At 57.1% G+C, this 18,245-nt stretch carries 9 protein-coding genes; 3 read left to right on the top strand and 6 right to left on the bottom strand.

Annotated elements, in window-relative coordinates:
• Positions 1 to 213: 213 nt before the first annotated feature.
• The 6 genes from HNQ38_RS11785 to topA all read right to left on the bottom strand — a co-directional run bounded on the left by HNQ38_RS11785 (position 214) and on the right by topA (position 11,508).
• Entirely contained in the window at positions 214 to 882 is a 669-nt protein-coding gene (locus HNQ38_RS11785) for a hypothetical protein (protein WP_183721149.1), read from the bottom strand.
• Between the two features lie 264 nt (positions 883 to 1,146).
• Positions 1,147 to 2,754, bottom strand: a complete 1,608-nt coding sequence (locus HNQ38_RS11790) for an efflux transporter outer membrane subunit (protein ID WP_183721152.1) — start codon at positions 2,752 to 2,754, stop codon at positions 1,147 to 1,149.
• A complete protein-coding gene (locus HNQ38_RS11795) occupies positions 2,751 to 5,954 on the bottom strand; it encodes an efflux RND transporter permease subunit (RefSeq protein ID WP_183721155.1) in 3,204 nt (1,067 codons plus the stop codon). Before HNQ38_RS11795 ends, HNQ38_RS11790 begins: the two co-directional genes overlap by 4 nt.
• 7 nt (positions 5,955 to 5,961) lie before the next feature.
• Complete coding sequence (locus HNQ38_RS11800; protein ID WP_183721159.1) at positions 5,962 to 7,077, bottom strand: efflux RND transporter periplasmic adaptor subunit; 1,116 nt, start codon at positions 7,075 to 7,077, stop codon at positions 5,962 to 5,964.
• Positions 7,078 to 8,123: 1,046 nt separating this feature from the next.
• Positions 8,124 to 9,275, bottom strand: coding sequence for an XdhC family protein (locus HNQ38_RS11805; RefSeq protein ID WP_183721162.1), 1,152 nt, complete (start codon positions 9,273 to 9,275; stop codon positions 8,124 to 8,126).
• Positions 9,262 to 11,508 carry a type I DNA topoisomerase gene (topA, locus tag HNQ38_RS11810; protein WP_183721164.1) on the bottom strand — a complete coding sequence of 749 codons (2,247 nt, stop codon included), beginning with the start codon at positions 11,506 to 11,508 and terminating at the stop codon, positions 9,262 to 9,264. The genes HNQ38_RS11805 and topA overlap by 14 nt, the downstream gene beginning before the upstream one ends.
• Before the next feature lie 302 nt (positions 11,509 to 11,810).
• On the opposite strand from topA, the gene HNQ38_RS11815 reads away from it, so the two are divergent.
• The 3 genes from HNQ38_RS11815 (at position 11,811) to nifJ (ending at position 18,165) form a co-directional block, all read left to right on the top strand.
• A complete protein-coding gene (locus tag HNQ38_RS11815; RefSeq protein WP_183721167.1) occupies positions 11,811 to 12,518 on the top strand; it encodes a hypothetical protein in 708 nt (235 codons plus the stop codon).
• 283 nt (positions 12,519 to 12,801) lie between these two features.
• Positions 12,802 to 13,458: a complement resistance protein TraT gene (gene traT, locus HNQ38_RS11820; RefSeq protein ID WP_183721169.1), complete on the top strand. Its 657-nt coding sequence runs from the start codon at positions 12,802 to 12,804 to the stop codon at positions 13,456 to 13,458.
• Positions 13,459 to 14,616: 1,158 nt separating this feature from the next.
• Entirely contained in the window at positions 14,617 to 18,165 is a 3,549-nt protein-coding gene (gene nifJ, locus HNQ38_RS11825) for a pyruvate:ferredoxin (flavodoxin) oxidoreductase (RefSeq protein WP_183721172.1), read from the top strand.
• The last annotated feature ends 80 nt before the right edge of the window (positions 18,166 to 18,245 follow it).

The following is an 18,245-nucleotide window of genomic DNA, read 5'->3' on the forward strand; positions in this document are numbered from 1 at the left end:
CGCCAAGCGGCCCTTTTCATCCTGCCGTGTACTTTCCGTACCAGACAGAGCGAAAAGGGCCGCTCCCCTTGTCCTCAAACCCAAATATCTTGAGCAGATTAACGATGAAATACTTCATACTTCAACGTTGCCGATCTGCCGGGAAATAATTCCGGCACAATCCACGTTGCGTTGCAGCGTGCCGCCCTTGCCATGCATATTGAAGCAGTTCTTTTAAAAATCCAATTTGAATTGCATGCCCATGCCCAGGACGGAATCAGGCTGCTTATTGTTGGAAGGACGCTCGCGCTGTTCGTTTCTGAGTATGAGTTCCGGCCCGAGACCTATATTCAGGTCCTCGCTTACAGCCGTGTCAGCGTAGGCCCGCACCACATGACGGCTTTCCATATTCAGATTTTCATCGGGCGAGAGCTCGCTGGTTCCGGTTTCACGCCAGGAGGAACTTTCATCGTCCACACTCAAAGCGAGGGGTAATTTTTTGCGGCTTTTTTCAGCCTGACTGAGGGCGCTGTCTATGCCCTTGGATGTGTTTACAGCCTTGTCGGGAGCGATATCCTTCGGTACCGGGCTGCCCACGGCGCGCCCCTGCAAATTATCGGTAGGCATACCCTGATTTTGCCAGGCATCGCGGCTGCTGCCCTCGCTGAAACTCCATTCGCGGGCATGAAGTCCGTTCTTCTGTTTTTTTACAGATACGGTTTTGGCAGAAGAGGCTTGCTTGAACTTCAGGTTTTTATCAGTAGTGGGCGTGCCTTTTTTCGCTTTGTCAGCCACCTGGGCTTTTTGCCCCTGCACAACGGCGTCAGCAGCGTGGGATGACGGCAACGGGGCCGCCAGCAACGCGCAGAGCAGGAAAACAACGATGTACACTGACTTGTCCATAGTTGCTCTTACGATAGTAGATCAAATATGTAAAGTTTCGTGCGGCATCAAAAAACACACTCAACTGGCGCGGCGTTGCGTGCCAAACGAGCCACGCAACGCGCAGAAAAAGCAGGCTATTGATTCCTGAACGTCTTCTTCCAATCTGCAATTTTTGGATAAAAAAAGCCCCCTGACAATTGCCAGGGGGCTTGCAAAGCTAAGCAGGTTATTTCCTTGCGCGAATTTTTACAAAATCAGCACAAGGAAATTATTTTTAGGTTTTTACAGGCTTACGCCGCCCTTGGCCTGATCCTGACCCGAGGGCTGCTTTTTCACGGGCTGCGCCGCAGCCTTGCCGGAAACAGGGGCTTTACCCAAAGATCCGGTGCTGGTTTCCTGTTCAAGCAGTTTCTCCGTGCTGACCACGGGGAAGCTGGGGCTTGCGCCAGGATCGTTCCAACCACCGCCAAGGGCCATGCACACGCTGACAACGCTGTTCAGGCGGTCACGCAGAGCAGAGGCCAGCTGCAATTCTGCGGCAAAGAGCTGCCGCTCGGCATCCAGCACGGTCAGGTAGTCGGTGTAGCCGTTATCATACTGCAGCCGGGCGATTGTCGTGGCGCGGCGCAGGCTTTCCACCTGAATCTGCATGCTGCGCACAATGGCGTCGGCTTCGCGCTGGGCAGTCAAAGAAGTGCGCATGTCCTGAAACGCCGTTTGCACGGTCTTGCGGTATACTGCGATGGAGGCGTTTTTACGCGCCTCGGCATCCTTGACGTTGTACCAGGTGCGGCCAAAGTCCAGCAAAGGCATTGAACCGCTGACACCGTAGCTCCAGGCTCCGGCGGGACCAGTAAAGAGGCTGCCCACAGCGGAACTGACCGTACCCAGCATGCCCGTCAAAGAGATGGAAGGGAAGAACTGGGCGCGGGCCACGCCGATATTGGCGTTGTAGGCCATCAGCGTGAATTCGGAAGCGCGCACGTCAGGCCTGCGCTGCAGCAGGTCCGAAGGCAGGCCTTCGGGAACCACAGGAGGCGAAGGCAGCATGCCAATGGCATTGCCGCGCGGCATGCCGCGTTCCATAATATCACGGGGCGAGCGGCCAAGCAGAACCGCCAGACCAGCCTCGGCCTTGTCTACGGATACAGTGCTGGTATGCACCTGGGCGCGGGCGGTTTCCACCTCGGCACGGGCACGCTGCCAGTCAAGCTCGGTGATGTCGCCCTGCTTGTAGCGGCTCGTGTAGATGCTGAAGGCATCTTCGCGGGTCTTGAGGGTGCGCCGGGCCGTATCCAGCTGCATATCCAGAGCCAGCAGAGCAAAATAGCCCTGTGCCGTCTGCCCCGCCACTGAAAGGCGCAGGGCTTCGTGGCCGATGACCGTGCTCATGAGCACGTCGCTGAGCATAGTATAGTTGTTGCGGTATTTGCCCCAGAGGTCCAGCTCCCAGGAAGCGTTGAGCGCTGCCTGATTGGTGGCCGTGGTGCGGGAAAGACCAGATTGATTGAACGGCATGGTATTGGGCGTTTTTTCAGAAGCGCCAGCGGCCACTGATGAGGCCGAACCGCTGACTGAAGGCAGCAGGTCCGCCGTGGCAACGCCCACCTGTGATGCAGCCGAGTCAATCTTGGCCAGAGATTCGGCCAGATCCTGATTGTTCTTCAGGGCCTCGTCCACCATAGCGGTCAATACCGGATCATTGAAACGGGTCCACCAGTCAGTGTTCAGCGGGGCTGCCCCCGCCTCGACATTGCGCCACTGGCTCGGCATGTCCATTTCGGGGCGCTCATAGCGCGGCGCAAATGAGCAGGCCGAAAGCGCGCACACAGACAGGGCAAGAATGGCCCCGGCCAGGTTCATGCGTCCGGCATTACTGATGGAACTCATAGATCCTCCTGTTCATTACCGGTACCGTCTTTTCCGGCGTTCGGATCCGTCTTGCCCTGAATCTTCAAGGACAACTGCATAATTATTTTAAAGAAGTAAGGCACAAAGAGCGTTGCGATGCATGTGGCCGCCAGCATGCCGCCGATAACCGCCGTGCCCAGCGCATGGCGGCTGTTAGCGCCAGCGCCGGTGCTGATAGCCAAGGGCACGCAGCCCAGAATAAAAGCCAGGGAGGTCATGATGATGGGTCTGAAACGCAGGCGTGCGGCAAAGCTCGCCGCCGCGTCAAGGCTACGGCCACCACGCCATGCTTCTACCGCAAATTCCACGATAAGAATGGCGTTTTTGGCCGCAAGGCCCACCAGAGTCACCAGGGCGACCTGGAAGTACACGTCATTGGAAAGCCCGCGGGCCCAAGTGGCCAGCAGCGCGCCAAACACGCCGAAGGGAACGGCCGTGAGCACCGAAAGGGGCAAGGACCACGATTCATACTGAGCCGCCAGAATCAGGAAGACCATGACGAGGGCCAGAACAAAGATGGTCGTTGTATCCGTGCTTGCCAGTTTTTCCTGAAGGGCCGAACCCACCCAGCCCAGGCTGTAGTCGGTAGGCAGTATGGCCTTGGCCGCGGCTTCCATCTGGTTGAGTGCCTGCCCCGAAGAGAAGCCGGGGGCAGGAGCACCCATGATATGGGCCGCCGGGAAGACGTTATAGCGCTCGACCACCTGCGGGGCGGTGCGGCGCTCAAGGGTCATGACCGCAGTAAGGGGAATCATTTCGCCCTTGTTATTGGGCACATACACGTCGCCCAGATCTTCGGGCAACAAGCGGTACTGGGCCTCAGATTGCAAACGCACCTGGAAGGTACGGCCCATGTAGTTGAAGTCGTTCACGTATGCGCCGCCAAAGGTGCCGCCCATAGCCGTGAACACGTCACTGATGCTTATGCCCATATCCTTGCAGCGTTCACGGTCCAAATTGGCGTAAAGCTGGGGCGAGCCAGTGGAGAACAGGTTGCGCAGCATGCCGATGGCCGGGTACTTGCGTTTGCCATCAGCATCCACAGCCATAGCTTCCTGCACCAGCTTGTTGGTCTGGCTTTCCAGATCCTGAAGATTGCCGGTGCCGCGCATCTGGATATACCCTTCAAAGCCGCCCGTGGTGCTCATGCCGCTGATGGGCGGCGGAGCAAAACCCATAATGACAGCTTCGGGCTGCATGACTGTAACCGCGCCAACGGTTTGCAGTACTGCGTCCGAAGACATGTTGGGACTCTTGCGCTCGCCCCAGGGTTTAAGCAGGGCAAAGAAGGTGCCGTAGTTACTCTTGACGGAAAGAGACGTGATATCCAGTCCCGACAAGGTACCCATGCTCTGCACGGCGGGGTTTTTAAGCATGAAATCGGTGAGAACCTTGTTGACAGCCGTAGTACGGTGCTGCGAAGCGCCTTCATCCAGAATGGCCATACCCAGAATGTAGCCCTGGTCTTCGTTGGGCACGAGACCACCGGGAACCACCCTGAACAGCAGCACGCAGATGAGGATCATGAGGGCAAACAACGGCAAGGCGCGCATACTGGACGCCTTGAGGAAGTTGACCACACCCACGTAGCCATTGGTCACGCCGTCAAAGAATTTATTAAACCATACAAAGCCTTTCAGGGGCTTGTAGTCGTGGCTGTGCGGCTTGAGCAGCAAAGCGCAGAGAGCGGGCGTAAGCGTCAGTGCCACCACGCCCGACAGCACAACCGACACCGAAATGGTGATGGCGAACTGTTTATACATCTGCCCTGCCAAACCACCCATGAACGACACCGGAATAAACACGGCGCAGAGCACGAGCACAATAGCCACAATGGGGGCCGTGACCTCGTTCATGGCCTTGGCTGTGGCTTCCTTGGGCGGCAGATGCTCCGAGGTCATGATGCGTTCCACGTTTTCCAGCACAACGATGGCGTCGTCCACCACGATGCCGATGGAAAGCACCATGGCGAAAAGCGTCAGAGTGTTGATGGTATAGCCGAAAGCGTACAGACCGGCGAAAGTGCCGATAATGGACACGGGAACGGCTATGCAGGGAATAATGGTGGCCCGCCAGCTTTGCAGGAAAACGTAAACCACGATGAACACCAGAATCATTGCCTCCACCAGGGTGGAGATAACTTCGTGAATGGATTCAAGCACGAAGTCGTTGGTGTTCACGAGAATGGTATAGTCAAGGCCGTCTGGCATGGTGGTGCCGATTTCGGCCAGCTTGTCCAATACACGGTCGCCCGTGGCAATGGCGTTGGCGCCGGGCAACAGGTAAACCGCGCCCATACGCGCTACCATGCCGTTGTACCGGGAGGTAACGCTGTAGTCCTTGCCGCCCAGCTCAACGCGGGCCACGTCCTTGAGACGCAGCATGGCGCTGTCAGGCCCGTGACGCACGATGATCTCGCCAAATTCTTCCGGCGTCACCAGGCGGCCCTGGGCGTCAATCTGCCAGGTAAGCTGCGTAGAATCAGGAGAAGGCATTTCGCCAAGACGCCCGGGAGCGTACTGGGAGTTCTGCTCCTGAATGGCTGCGGCAACTTCATTGACAGACACGCCGTACTTGGCAAGTTTGTCCGGCTGCAGCCAGATACGCATGGCATAGTCCATGCTACCGAAAATGGTTACGTCGCCGACGCCTTCAACACGCTTGAGGGCGTCCACAACGTTAATCTGGGCCCAGTTGTTGATATAGACCTGGTCAAAGCGGCCATCGGGCGAAAAGTACGAAAACACCAGCAACATGGCTGGCGAACGTTTGAGCACGCTGACACCCTGACGGCGCACCGCTTCAGGCAGAACCGTTTGGGCCAGATTGACCTTGTTGTTGACGTTGACAAGCGCCATGTCGGGGTTGGACCCCAACGCAAAGTATACGTTGATGCTGCCCGATCCCGAACCCGAGGCCGCCGTGGAAGTCATGTACAGCATGTTTTCCACGCCGTTGATGTTCACTTCCAGAGGGGCCAGCACGGTGGAGGCAATGGTTTCTGCCGAAGCGCCGGGGTAGACCACGCTGACGTTGACGGTAGGCGGCACAAGATCGGGATACTGCGCAATAGGCAGCGCCCGCATGGCCAGCGCACCCACCAGGGTGATGACAATGGACAAGACCGCAGAAAGAATGGGTCTTCGCAAAAAGAAATTCGGCTTTGTGGAAACAGCCATATTTAACCTACTTCTTGGCCGCGCCTTCCTGGGGCTGCTGGCCCCCTGAAGGCATTATGCTCACTTGAGAACCGGGGCGGGCCTTGATCATGCCTTCGCTGATGATGCGTTCGCCGCCTTTAAGCCCTTCAAGCACAAGATATTTGTCGCCAACGGACACGCCGATAACAACAGGAATGGGATACACCTTGTCGTCCTTGTCCACGCCCATGACCAGCGAACCCTTCTGGGTAAGCAGCACGCACTTTTGGGGAACGAGCACGGCATCCTTGAGAATGTCGCCTTCCATATACAGGCGCACATACTGGCCGGGCATGATGCTGCGGTCAGCATTGCTAAACACGGCACGAGCCTTGATGACGCCAGTGCTCGGCTGCACCTGGCTGTCAATAAATGTCACTTCGCCCGTTCCTTTGTACATGCTGCCGTCAAGCAGCCGCAGTTCAGCCTTGTACCGGCCCTCGGCTGGCATCACGAGGCGGCCCTCGGTGGCCAGATTCTGGCGGGTCATGCGCTCGGGAGCGGCAATGGAAAAATCGATGTACATCGGGTCAGTCTGGTTCACATAGGTGAGCAAGGAATTGTTGCCCACCAAGTTGCCGGGCGTGTAGTTTTCCTTGCTGCTATAGCCAGAAACAGGCGCCGTAACCTGGCAGTAGTCCAGATTGATTTTGGCCTGACGCAGAGAAGCCTTGGCGCTTTCATAAGAGGCCAGGGCATTGTCGCGTTCTTTCTGGGACACAGCGTTCTTTTCATACAGGGGGCGAACCCTTCGCCATTCGCGCTCGGCGTTGGTGAACTGGGCTTGAGCCTGCTGCATCAAAGCTTCGTAGCGGTCACGTTCCAGCTGGAAAAGCAGCTGGCCCTGCTGTACGTAGTCGCCTTCTTCATACAGGCGCTTTTCAATAATGGCTTCAACTCGTGAGCGCACTTCAACCGCGCGCGAACCAGAGGCTTGGGCCTGGTATTCAGCCGGCCAGGGTTGGTCTTTGGCTACTACGTCAAAGACGGCCACAGGCAAATGCATGCCCCCCTGCTTGGCATTTTTGTCGCCGTTGCAGGCAATCAGTGCAAGGCAAAGGCCAAGTATGAAGGGGAGGTAGAAAAGAGGTCTGATGGTCATGAACTACTCCATAAGGAAGCGCGTTATACACGCCAAAAAAACCGCCCAGTCTATAAAATCGGGCAGAAACTCAGTTTAAGAAACATAGTTCACCGCAAAAAGCAATCAACGGAGGCCGTGAAACGGCGTTGCCATATTCTGAGAATATTGTTTTATTTCAGTGTGTTATAACAACGTATTGATTTTTTATAACACCCTATATTTATTGCTAAAATTTTTTACTCTCCTTACCTGTCCCCGGTGTCATGCCGTCGCTCGTCTCCCGGCTTTGACGCCACGCTCTCACATGCGGTATTGCACAATGATAACTTTTAAACCGCAAATTTTGAAATGCAGACGCCCGGTCCATACTCTGGGGGTCTTTGCGGTGTTTTATCGCGTCAAGCCTGCGACTGGACAAGTATGTTTGCTGATCGCATCAAATCCGAAAAAGCGAACCGCGTTTCTTTCAGGGTTCAAAACGTCGGTTGTCTTTCAGGAACCAATGCACGCCGTGGGGGAAGCCATACAGCTCCAGCCTGTGGAGCAGTATTTCAGACAAGGCTGGCTCTTCGCTGTGCAGGCGATTTGGATTTCACAAGCACCCTGCTGCACAGCAGGCATCGCTTTTCCAGCTCTTCCGGCTTGTGGGCGCGCTCTTGCAGATGGGGCTCTGGCCGCCATCCCGGATGGTCAGACAATGCTGCGCTTACGCCAGCATTGTGCCGTACATGTTACGACTGCCCATCGCGTCAATAAATCAGCTTAGCAGGGCAACGAGCTTGACAGTTTAGCCAGTGCTCTTGCACCGGACTTCAACTGGGAAACAATCTCTTGGGCCACACAAAAAGTCAAGCAAGGGCCCATATAAACGGGCAAAGGCGCTCTCGAACGGAGGATGACCAGCCTGTACAGCTGCACGCGCATACCCGCCCAGGTTGCATGGCTTGCGAATATTTTGATGATCTATTTACAGCAATAAAAGCGTATCAGCTTATATAGCGTAAAAAGGCTTAAAATCATGCGGCCCATATCTATAGAAGAAACAGCCCGGGTCCAGGCCGCTGCTATTCTTCAAACCGCAACCTCTTCAGCGTGCCTGCCTGCACGGCCAGCAACTCGGCCACAATGGACACGGCTATCTGTTGCGGCGTTTCTGCATCAATGGTCAGCCCAATGGGACAACAAACAGCGGCAAGCTCCGAAGCGGGCACGCCCTGAGCGCGCAGAATCTCGTAAATCTGGTCGCGCTTGGATTTGCTGCCTATCATGCCAATATACTGGGCATGGCTGACCAGAGCCTGCGCCAGGGTTTCACGGTCAAAGCCGTGCCCGCGCGTGATAATGGCCACATAATGGTTTCGCCCGACGGCGCAGGTTTCCACCAGATTTTCATAGGCGGGCAGCACATGGCAGTGACGCGCCATCGGGAAGCGTTCTGGATTGGAAAATTCCGGCCTGTCGTCAACGACGTCGATGATAAATCCACAGGCGTGGGCCAGGCGCGCCACCTCAAGGGACACATGCCCCCCGCCGCACAAAAGCAGCACTGGCGGCGCTGCCAGCGGTTCAACGTAGATTCGGCAACCGCTTTCTTCCACCAGACCGGGCTTGCCCTTGCGCTGCGCCAGCAGGGTGCGCACCGGGGCAATGTCAAGGCTGACATCCGGCGGCAAGGGCGCGTCTGACGGCATATCCGCACGTTCAGGCAGCCCGTCGAGATAAAGACGCCGCAAGGGTGGTTCGCGGTTCACGTCGACCACCCATATACCGCCCACACCAGCCCGCAACGCCTGGGCAGACAACGCGAACAGGGGTGCGTGGTCAGGCCGAAGGACCTCACACAGCACTTCCATATCGCCGCCGCAGATCATATCACTGCCGGGGGTAAAGCCACTCATGTCGCAAACGACCTGACTGGACTGCCCCATAAACAAGCTCTGGGCCGCCGATTCCATAGCCCGCGCCTCAAGAAGGCCGCCGCCAATAGTGCCCTCGGGGCCATTTTGCGTATACAGGGCGCGTGTGCCTGCATCACGGGGGGCGGAACCTGTACGGCTGATAACCGTCACAAGCACCACGCTTTCTCCCTTGCCGAGCAGGCTGGCCACACGAGCTTCAAGAGTTTCTGCCCAGGGCGCGGCAATACTGCCTGAAGAAACGGGAACGGCCATAGCCTCGGAAGAACCCGTCTCGCCGGGCAGATCAGCTTTGCTCATCACCATCCTCCTTCACATAGCCGCACCCCTTGACGGGACAGATGACTTTTGTGCCAGCCCGGCTCTTTTTTTCCACAAGATACGGTGAATTACAGCGCGGGCAGGGGCCAGGCACGGGCTTGTCCCACAAGGCAAAATCACATTTAGGATACTGATCGCAGGAATAGAACAGCTTGCCGCGCTTGGTGCTTTTTTCTACCAGCTGCCCATTTTCACAGCGCGGGCAGGGCACGCCTGTGGACAACGGGGCCGCGTGCTTGCACTCGGGATATCCCGTGCAGGCAATAAAACTGCTGCCAGTGCGGGATTTCTTTATGACAAGGTCCCGGCCGCACTGGGGGCACTGCCCCACTTTTTCATACTGAGGCTTTTCTGCGGCTACAGCCTCAACCTTGCCATCTTCGGTGCGGGAAAAATTACTGGTGTAGCTGCAATCGGGATAACCGGAACAGGCCAGAAAGGACCCGGCCTTGCCAAACTTTATCATGAGAGGCTTGCCGCATTCCGGGCAGGGCAAGTCGGCGGGAATGCCGCCCTTGACGCTCTGCATGTTTTTGGCAGCTGCGGCCAGCGTGGGGTTGAAGTCGTCGGAGAAGGCGCGCAAAAGCTCCACCCAGTGCTCCTTGCCTTCCGCCACCTTGTCGAGCCCCTCTTCCATCTGGGCGGTAAAGCCCACATCCATAAGCTGGACAAAATGCTCGGTCAGTTGCTGACAGACCACGCGCCCAAGATCCGTGGGCACAAAATGCCTTTCGGCAAGGCTGACATATTCCCTGTCCTGAAGCGTTGAAATAATGGCCGCGTAGGTAGACGGACGCCCAATGCCACGCTCTTCCAGTTCGCGTACAAGGCTGGCTTCGCTGTAGCGTGGCGGGGGCTGGGTGAACTTCTGTTCCTTGTCCAGCTTGTCCAGTTTGAGCGTCTGCCCGGCTTCAAGGGGCGGCAATTCGGCGTCGCCGTCTTCCCCGGCACGGGGCAAAGCCGCCAGAAAACCGGGAAAAAGCATCCGCTCGCCCTTGGCGCGCCACTGGCTGTGGGCACAGGCAATGGTGACCGTGGTGTCGTGAAAACGCGCCCCGGCCATCTGCGAAGCCACAAAGCGCGACCAGATAAGCCGGTAAAGATTATACTGGTCCGGCGGCAGAAGGCTTTTCACTTCATCAGGAGTGATGGTCACATCTACAGGCCGGACGGCTTCATGGGCGTCCTGCGCGCTGCCCTTGGTCTTGTACACGCGGGCGCGCTTGGGCAGATAATCCTTGCCGAAATGCCCGGCAATGAAATCCTTGGCAGCGTCACGCGCTTCATCGGCAATGCGCGTCGAGTCCGTACGCATATAGGTGATGAGGGCCGTCAGGCCACGGTCGCCAAGCTCCACGCCTTCATAGAGGCGCTGGGCGATGTTCATCGTGCGCTTGGCCGTGTAGGAAAGCCGCTGGTTGGCCGCCTGCTGCAGGGTGGAGGTAATGAACGGCGGCTGCGGCGCACGCTCGCGCTCTTTCTGTTCAACGCTCTCCACCACAAAGGGCTGGTCCTTGAGGGCATCTTCCAGCGCCTGCGCCTCTTCGGCATTGGCTATGACAGCCTTTTTGCCGTTGACCTTGGCAAGATCAGCCTTAAATGGAGGCGGCACAGCACCAGAAAGCAGCACTTTGAACAGCCAGTATTCCTCTGGCTTGAAAACTTCGCGCTCTTCCTCGCGCTCAACGATGAGGCGCAGGGCCACGGATTGCACGCGCCCGGCGGATATGCCCCGCTTGATGGTCTTCCACAGCAGCGGAGAAATTTTATAGCCTACCAGCCTGTCCAGAATGCGCCGGGCCTGCTGGGCATCAAAGAGGTCGCCATTGAGTTCGCGCGGATGCGCTAACGCTTCTTTGACAGCTTTGGCCGTAATTTCGTTGAACTGGATGCGCTTTATGTCCTTGGCCTTGTCACGGATAAGCTCCGCCACATGCCAGGCAATGGCCTCTCCCTCGCGGTCGGGGTCGGGCGCAAGATATACGGTGTCAGCCTTGGCTGCGGCGGCGCGCAGTTCACTGACCACGTTTTTTTTGTTTTCAATAACTTCATAATGAGGCGAAAAGTTGTCCTCTTCGTTGACCCCAAGCGTCTTGGCGGGCAAATCGCGTACATGGCCCACACTGGCCTGCACCATATATGACGGCCCAAGAAATTTTTTAATGGTCTTAACTTTGGCCGGAGATTCCACTATTATCAACTGTTTGCCCATGCTGCCTCTCAACTGCTTTCCGGCTGCGCCAGTATTTTTTGACGCGCCCTTTATGTAACGGCAAGATACGATAAAACGCACAGGCGTCAAGTGTGCATCGCCGAAGCGGCCCCGGCTGACCTGAGATTACGGAGCAGCCAGACAGGCTGCGATGTATGCCCCGCGCCGGGGCCGGGCAGGAAAAACTTTTTATTATCGTACAGTGCTAACTGCCTTCCACACATGATGGAATGGTCCGAACTGGACAGGCCCGTACACCTTGCGGTAATAGTAGAGAAGATTCCAGTCAAAATGAGGGCTATATGCATATATGTCCAATACCATACCGGCTTGCTGCGGCACTGTGCCTTGCAATGCTGTGTCTGTTGGCGGCGGGCTGCTCTTCCCATCAGAACAGCGCCAATCCGGACGGATCAAACTTCCCGCCCGGCACTCCGGCAGATTCGCGCGCCAATCAGGCCGACGCCACCCCGCTGCCAGCCATAAAGGCCAAGCCGGGGCAAAGTGTTTTTGTTGACGTAAGCGGCGGCAGCGCCACTTTCAACGCCGACCTTCAATCCATGCTTACGGCGTATCTGCAGAGCGAACGGGAGCTTATACCCGCTGAATCTGCCAAGGAGGCCGACCTGACGCTGCATGTGGCAGTGGATGACGTTATGCCGCTGGGCTCACGCAGCACGCCGGCCAACGCGGGCAGAACTCTGGGGCATACAGCCACGGGAGCCATGCTTGGCGCGCTTGTGGGCGGCAGCACCGGGGGCGGGCGCGGGGCGGCCTGGGGTGTGGGCGGGGGCCTGCTCCTGGGTCTTGGCGTAAGCATGCTTGATGGCGGCACAAGCAATATATGGGGCATGCGCGCGCGGGTGGGCACCAGCAAGCAGGGCAAGAAACCCAGCGAAATGTACACGGTAAACGTCAGCGCCGAAGGCGAAAATATGGGGCGCGATGACATCCTTCCCGCTCTGGAAGACAAACTGAGCAGCGAAATTGTCAAGGCCGTAAAGCCCTGACCCCACTCCGCAAATATTGAGGAGCGGCCTGGCACAGCCAAAATATTGCCGCCTCAACAACAAATTTATTCCCCGTCAAACCCTGCTCTGCCAAATTTCGCCAACGACTGTGACTTCGTCAAACTGCCGGACGATCCAACATCCTGGCCTCACTGAATTCTGACCGAAGCACTTTGAATTTGGCCCGGATAATGCAGGTTCACAAGCATACGCGCAAAAGACGTTTGTCTTGCGTGTTCATTACACGCCGTCAGAACTTGGATGGCAATGATCGAGGTTTTTTATGACTCTGAAAGGACTACATTTTATCATACTGCTGCTTTGCCTGAGCCTGCTGCCCCTGGCGGCATGCGTGCGTCAGCCTGCTGACCCCGGCAAGCTTGAAGTGTTGCGCTCGGGCAAACTTCAGGAAGCGCAGGACGACGATTCTGTTCCTGATTCCGTGTATGTGAGTGTGCGCGACAACACCAGCCGTGTTTTCGGCCTGCGCGCGCAAACAGAAGCGTGGCTGCAGCGCAGCGGCTTCACCATTGTGGCCAACCCCAGCGAGGCGGGCTATATTGTGCAACTGACGGTGCTGTCTGCCGGAAATACTGATCCCGCCCATCTGCGTAACGCGGTCAACAAGGGGTACGACACCTCCTCCTATCTTACGGGAAGCGGCGGAACCGCCGTATTAGCCGACGTGCTGCTGGTGCAGCGCCGCGTGCCCAGTGCCGCAAGGCCCAGCCGGGCTGTGCTTAAAAATATTTCCAGCCGAAACGCCCTTTCCAACAGCCAGATGCGCATAGCTGTCCTGGCGCAGGGGCAGATTCGTATGGAAACGGGAGCGCCCACCCAGTTCACGGAAACCCTGGCCCGCGAGATTGGCACCGCCATCCACGCCGCCAACAAAAACGCGCAGGGCAACACGACGGCCCCTGCGGCAAGCGCGCCCTAGCAGGCAACGCAGCAAGCATTTTTTTCAACGGCTCAGCCCCATAACGCAGCCCCGGCTTCCACAAAAGCCGGGGCTGTTTCTTTGCCTCACGGCGCAGCCCGCCCTCGGACCAGAAGTTCATAAAGGTAAAATGAATGCCAGACTCTTGCCGTATGTTGCCCTGACATTATCTCTTTAATTGTAGCCGTGGTCCCTGTGATTGACATATCAGGACACGGCAGGACCACAATCAGACACCTGATCAGGCAATGCCGGAAAAGACGGACGAAACGGCTTCGAGCATAAGAGATTGATGAAGTACAGCTCAAATAACCTCAGAATGTTCACGCCTGGGGCTGTCTTTAAACAAGTGATTTTGCGCCAAGGGCACGAAAAAGACTTTTTACGAGCTGTACCCTGCCCATGCACATGTTCACACTAACGAACGGATACTGGTAATTTTTTTACAACAGCACCTGCTGCAATAATCTCAAATTCATGCTATGGCTGGAATCAGAGCATTGCAACTTTTGAAAATCCAGACACTTCCGGTTGCCATGAGAGTGCGCCACGGTGCAGACAGCATGCATTCTGTCAAAATCCGCCTTCCAGCAGGATGGTATTTCTGAACTGCGTAGTGTTTTAAAGGATAAACTTTTTTATGAATCAGCCCAAAAGCGGGAAACACGCGCTCTTGGCTGAAAAATGGCGCTCAGTCAGGCGATAAAAGCTTTTTCAATGCTCCCTCGCCTGAAAAAAAGCAGCCTGGGCCAGCAGCATTGCCTCGGCACCGCCGCATCCCACCCGGTGAACCGTGCCTTCCAGGGTGTTGGAACATCCTGAAAGTATTAAATAACGCCGTTTTTTGAGGTTTTTCGGAAAAAAATTTTTTTCTCGGACGCCCTATTTAACTGTTCAAACAACCAACTTTGTGCTATGGACTCACTGCAACGACAATTGCGGTTTTTCACGCCGCTTTCGGGACGGCCATAATCTTTTATGGACGCCCATGATTTGATGCGATAAATTTGACCAAATGCGTGATTTCAAAAACCCCTAATGTTCCCTAAGTAGACCACATCCCGCACAGCTCATTACAATGCGGGCTTACCCAGGCCGCACCGGCCACGCAGAATTTGGAAAAAATATTGTGCGCCCCAGGGCGCCAAGGAGGAACAGATGGCTCACATGAAAACCATGGACGGCAATAACGCTACCACGCATATTGCCTACGCTCTGTCGGAAACGGCGGCGATCTACCCCATCACGCCTTCATCCGTCATGGGCGAAGTCATGGACCAGATGGCCGCCAAGGGCATGAAGAACCTGCTCGGCCAGAAAGTGATCGTGCGTGAAATGCAGTCCGAAGCAGGCGCAGCTGGCGCAGTGCACGGTATGCTTTCCGCCGGTTCGCTGACCTCCACCTATACGGCCTCTCAGGGTCTGCTGCTCATGATCCCCAACATGTACAAACTCGCCGGCGAACTGCTCCCCGGCGTTTTTCACGTGTCGGCTCGTGCGCTGGCTTCCCACGCCCTGTCCATCTTTGGCGACCACCAGGACGTCATGGCTGCCCGCCAGACGGGCTTCTGCTTCCTTGCTTCCGCCTCGGTGCAGGAATGCATGGACCTGGCCCTGGTGGCTCACTTGTCGGCCATCGACGCCAGCCTGCCCTTCTGCCACTTCTTTGACGGCTTCCGTACCTCCCACGAAGTGCAGAAGATCGAAACCATTGATTACGAAGACATCCACGGCCTGGTGAACTGGGACAAAGTGGCGGAATTCCGTTCCACTGCAATGAGCCCCGAGCATCCCCACATCCGTGGCACTGCCCAGAACCCCGACATTTACTTCCAGAACCGTGAAGCTTCCAACCTCTTCTACGACGCCGTGCCCGGCATCGTGCTTGAAAACATGAAGAAGGTTGAATCCATCACTGGCCGCAAATACCGCCTGTTCGACTACGTGGGTCACCCCGAAGCCGACCGCGTCGTCATTTCAATGGGTTCTTCCTGTGAAGTGGCCGAAGAAACGGTGAACTACCTGAACAATCAGGGTCAGCGCGTGGGCCTTGTGAAGGTGCGCCTGTTCCGTCCCTTCTCCACCGAGCATCTGCTGCGCGCCCTGCCCGCCACCACCACCTGCATCACCGTGCTTGACCGCACCAAGGAAAGTGGCGCTCTGGGCGACCCCCTGTATCAGGACATCTGTACCGCCTTCCTCGAAAAGGGCGAAGCTCCCACCATCGTGGCCGGCCGCTACGGCCTGGGTTCCAAGGACTTCACCCCCGGCATGGCCAAAGCCGTGTACGACAACATGCTGGCCCTGCAGCCCAAGAACCACTTCACCGTTGGCATCAACGACGACGTGACCAACCTTTCCCTTGACGTGGACGAAGAAATCGACACCGTGCCCGCCGGCACCGTGCAGTGCAAGTTCTTCGGCCTCGGCGCTGACGGCACCGTGGGCGCCAACAAGCAGGCCATCAAGATCATCGGCGACAACACCGATCTCTATGCCCAGGCCTACTTTGCCTATGACTCCAAAAAGTCCGGTGGCTTCACCGTATCGCATCTGCGTTTCGGTTCTGCCCCCATCACTTCTTCGTACCTCATCACCAAGGCCGACTACGTTGCCTGTCACAAGGCCGCCTATGTGACCCAGTACGACATTCTTGAAGGCATCAAGGAAGGCGGCACCTTTGTGCTGAACTCCAACTGGTCGCTGGCCGATCTCGAAAAGCACCTGCCCGCCGAAATGAAGCGCACCATTGCCCGCAAGAAGCTCAAGTTCTACAACGTGGACGCCGTGAAGGTTGCCCAGGAAGTAGGCCTTGGCGGCCGCATCAACATGATCATGCAGACCGCCTTCTTCAAGCTTGCCAACGTGCTGGACTTCGACAAGGCCGTGGCCCTGCTTAAGGAATCCATCAAGAAAACCTACGGCAGCAAGGGCGACAAGATCGTCAACATGAACATCGCCGCCGTGGACAAGGGCATGGACGCCCTGGAAGAAATCAAGTACCCCGCCAGCTGGATCAACACCACTGAAGGCGCTGAAGTGTGCCACTGCGACGATGACGATTACATCCGTAGCGTGGTGCGTCCCATTCTTGCCCAGCAGGGCGACAAGCTGCCCGTGTCCGCTATGGATCCGGCTGGCTTCATGCCCCTTGGCACCGCCGCTTGCGAAAAGCGCGGCGTGGCCATTGCCGTGCCCGAATGGCAGGTCGAAAACTGCATCCAGTGCTGCCAGTGCTCCTTCGTGTGCCCCCACGCGGCCATTCGCCCCGTGCTTGCCACCACTGAAGAACTGGAAGGCGCTCCGGCCAGCTTTGTGACCAAGGACGCCATGGGCAAGGAACTCAAGGAAATGAAGTTCCGCATTCAGGTTTACCCTGAAGACTGCCTGGGCTGCGGTTCCTGCGCCGACGTGTGCCCCGCCAAGAACAAGGCTCTGGTCATGAAGCCGCTGGAAACCCAGATGGACGACCAGAAAGCCAACCTGGCTTTTGCTGAAACCCACGTGACTCTCAAGGACAACCTGTTGGCCCGCGACACCGTTAAGGGTTCGCAGCTCCAGCAGCCCCTGCACGAGTTCTCCGGCGCCTGCGCCGGTTGCGGCGAAACCCCCTATGTCAAGGTGCTTACCCAGCTGTTCGGCGAACGCATGATTGTCGCCAACGCCACGGGCTGCTCCTCCATCTGGGGCGCTTCTTCGCCCACCACGCCTTACTGCACCAACAAGGACGGCTTTGGTCCGGCCTGGGGCAACTCCCTGTTTGAAGACGCCGCCGAATACGGCTGCGGCATGGGCCTTGCCTACGATCAGCGCCGCAACCTGCTGGCCATGAAGATTGAAGAAGCCCTGAAGGAAGAAGGCATCAGCCCCGAGCTCAAAGAAGCTATGGAAGGCTGGCTGGCCAACAAGGACGACGCTGAAGGTTCCCGCAAGTACGGCGACCAGGTGATCGCCAACCTTGATTCCTTTGAAAGCCATCTGGCCCACGAAATCTGGCACATGGACGACCTCTTCACCAAGAAGAGCGTGTGGATCTTCGGCGGCGACGGCTGGGGCTATGACATCGGTTACGGCGGTCTGGACCACGTGCTGGCCACTGGCGACGACATCAACATCCTGCTGATGGACACCGAAGTGTACTCCAACACCGGCGGCCAGTCCTCCAAGGCTACCCCGCTTGGCGCCGTTGCCCAGTTTGCCGCCGCAGGCAAGCGTACCGGCAAAAAAGACCTGGGCCGCATGGCCATGACCTACGGCTATGTGTACGTGGCCTCCATCTCTATGGGCGCCGACAAGCAGCAGACCCTCAAGGCCTTCCGCGAAGCTGAAGCCTACAAGGGCCCCTCGCTCATCATCGCTTACGCTCCCTGCATCAACCAGGGCCTGCGCAAGGGCATGGGCAAGAGCCAGGAAGAATCCAAGCTGGCCGTGCAGACGGGCTACTGGCCCCTGTACCGCTACCATCCCGAACTGGCCAAGGAAAAGAAAAACCCCTTCCAGCTCGACAGCAAGGCTCCCAGCGTGGACATCCAGGAATTCCTGGGTGGCGAAACCCGCTTTGCCTCACTGGAAAAGACCGACCCCGAAGCTTCCAAGATGCTGCGCTCGGACCTGGCTGCTGCCTACGCCGAACGTTACGCCATGTTGAAGCAGCTGGCTGATCTGCCCTACCCTGACGCCAGCGAAGTAACTGGCGAAAGCAAGTAGAAACCTGACGAATGAAGACCGCGTTCGCCACCAGATTCCGGCTAGGGATTTCAGGTGACGGACGCGGTCATGCCATAGAA

The sequence above is a fragment of the Desulfovibrio intestinalis genome, from assembly GCF_014202345.1.
Classification (GTDB): Bacteria; Desulfobacterota; Desulfovibrionia; order Desulfovibrionales; family Desulfovibrionaceae; genus Desulfovibrio; species Desulfovibrio intestinalis.

Excerpts from the sequence above, each read along its gene's own strand:
- HNQ38_RS11790 (WP_183721152.1), bottom strand. The coding sequence starts at position 2,754 with ATGAGTTCCATCAGTAATGCCGGACGCATGAACCTGGCCGGGGCCATT.
- traT (WP_183721169.1), top strand. The coding sequence starts at position 12,802 with ATGACTCTGAAAGGACTACATTTTATCATACTGCTGCTTTGCCTGAGC.
- HNQ38_RS11805 (WP_183721162.1), bottom strand. The coding sequence starts at position 9,275 with ATGAGCAAAGCTGATCTGCCCGGCGAGACGGGTTCTTCCGAGGCTATG.
- nifJ (WP_183721172.1), top strand. The coding sequence starts at position 14,617 with ATGGCTCACATGAAAACCATGGACGGCAATAACGCTACCACGCATATT.
- HNQ38_RS11815 (WP_183721167.1), top strand. The coding sequence starts at position 11,811 with ATGCATATATGTCCAATACCATACCGGCTTGCTGCGGCACTGTGCCTT.
- HNQ38_RS11785 (WP_183721149.1), bottom strand. The coding sequence starts at position 882 with ATGGACAAGTCAGTGTACATCGTTGTTTTCCTGCTCTGCGCGTTGCTG.
- topA (WP_183721164.1), bottom strand. The coding sequence starts at position 11,508 with ATGGGCAAACAGTTGATAATAGTGGAATCTCCGGCCAAAGTTAAGACC.
- HNQ38_RS11800 (WP_183721159.1), bottom strand. The coding sequence starts at position 7,077 with ATGACCATCAGACCTCTTTTCTACCTCCCCTTCATACTTGGCCTTTGC.
- HNQ38_RS11795 (WP_183721155.1), bottom strand. The coding sequence starts at position 5,954 with ATGGCTGTTTCCACAAAGCCGAATTTCTTTTTGCGAAGACCCATTCTT.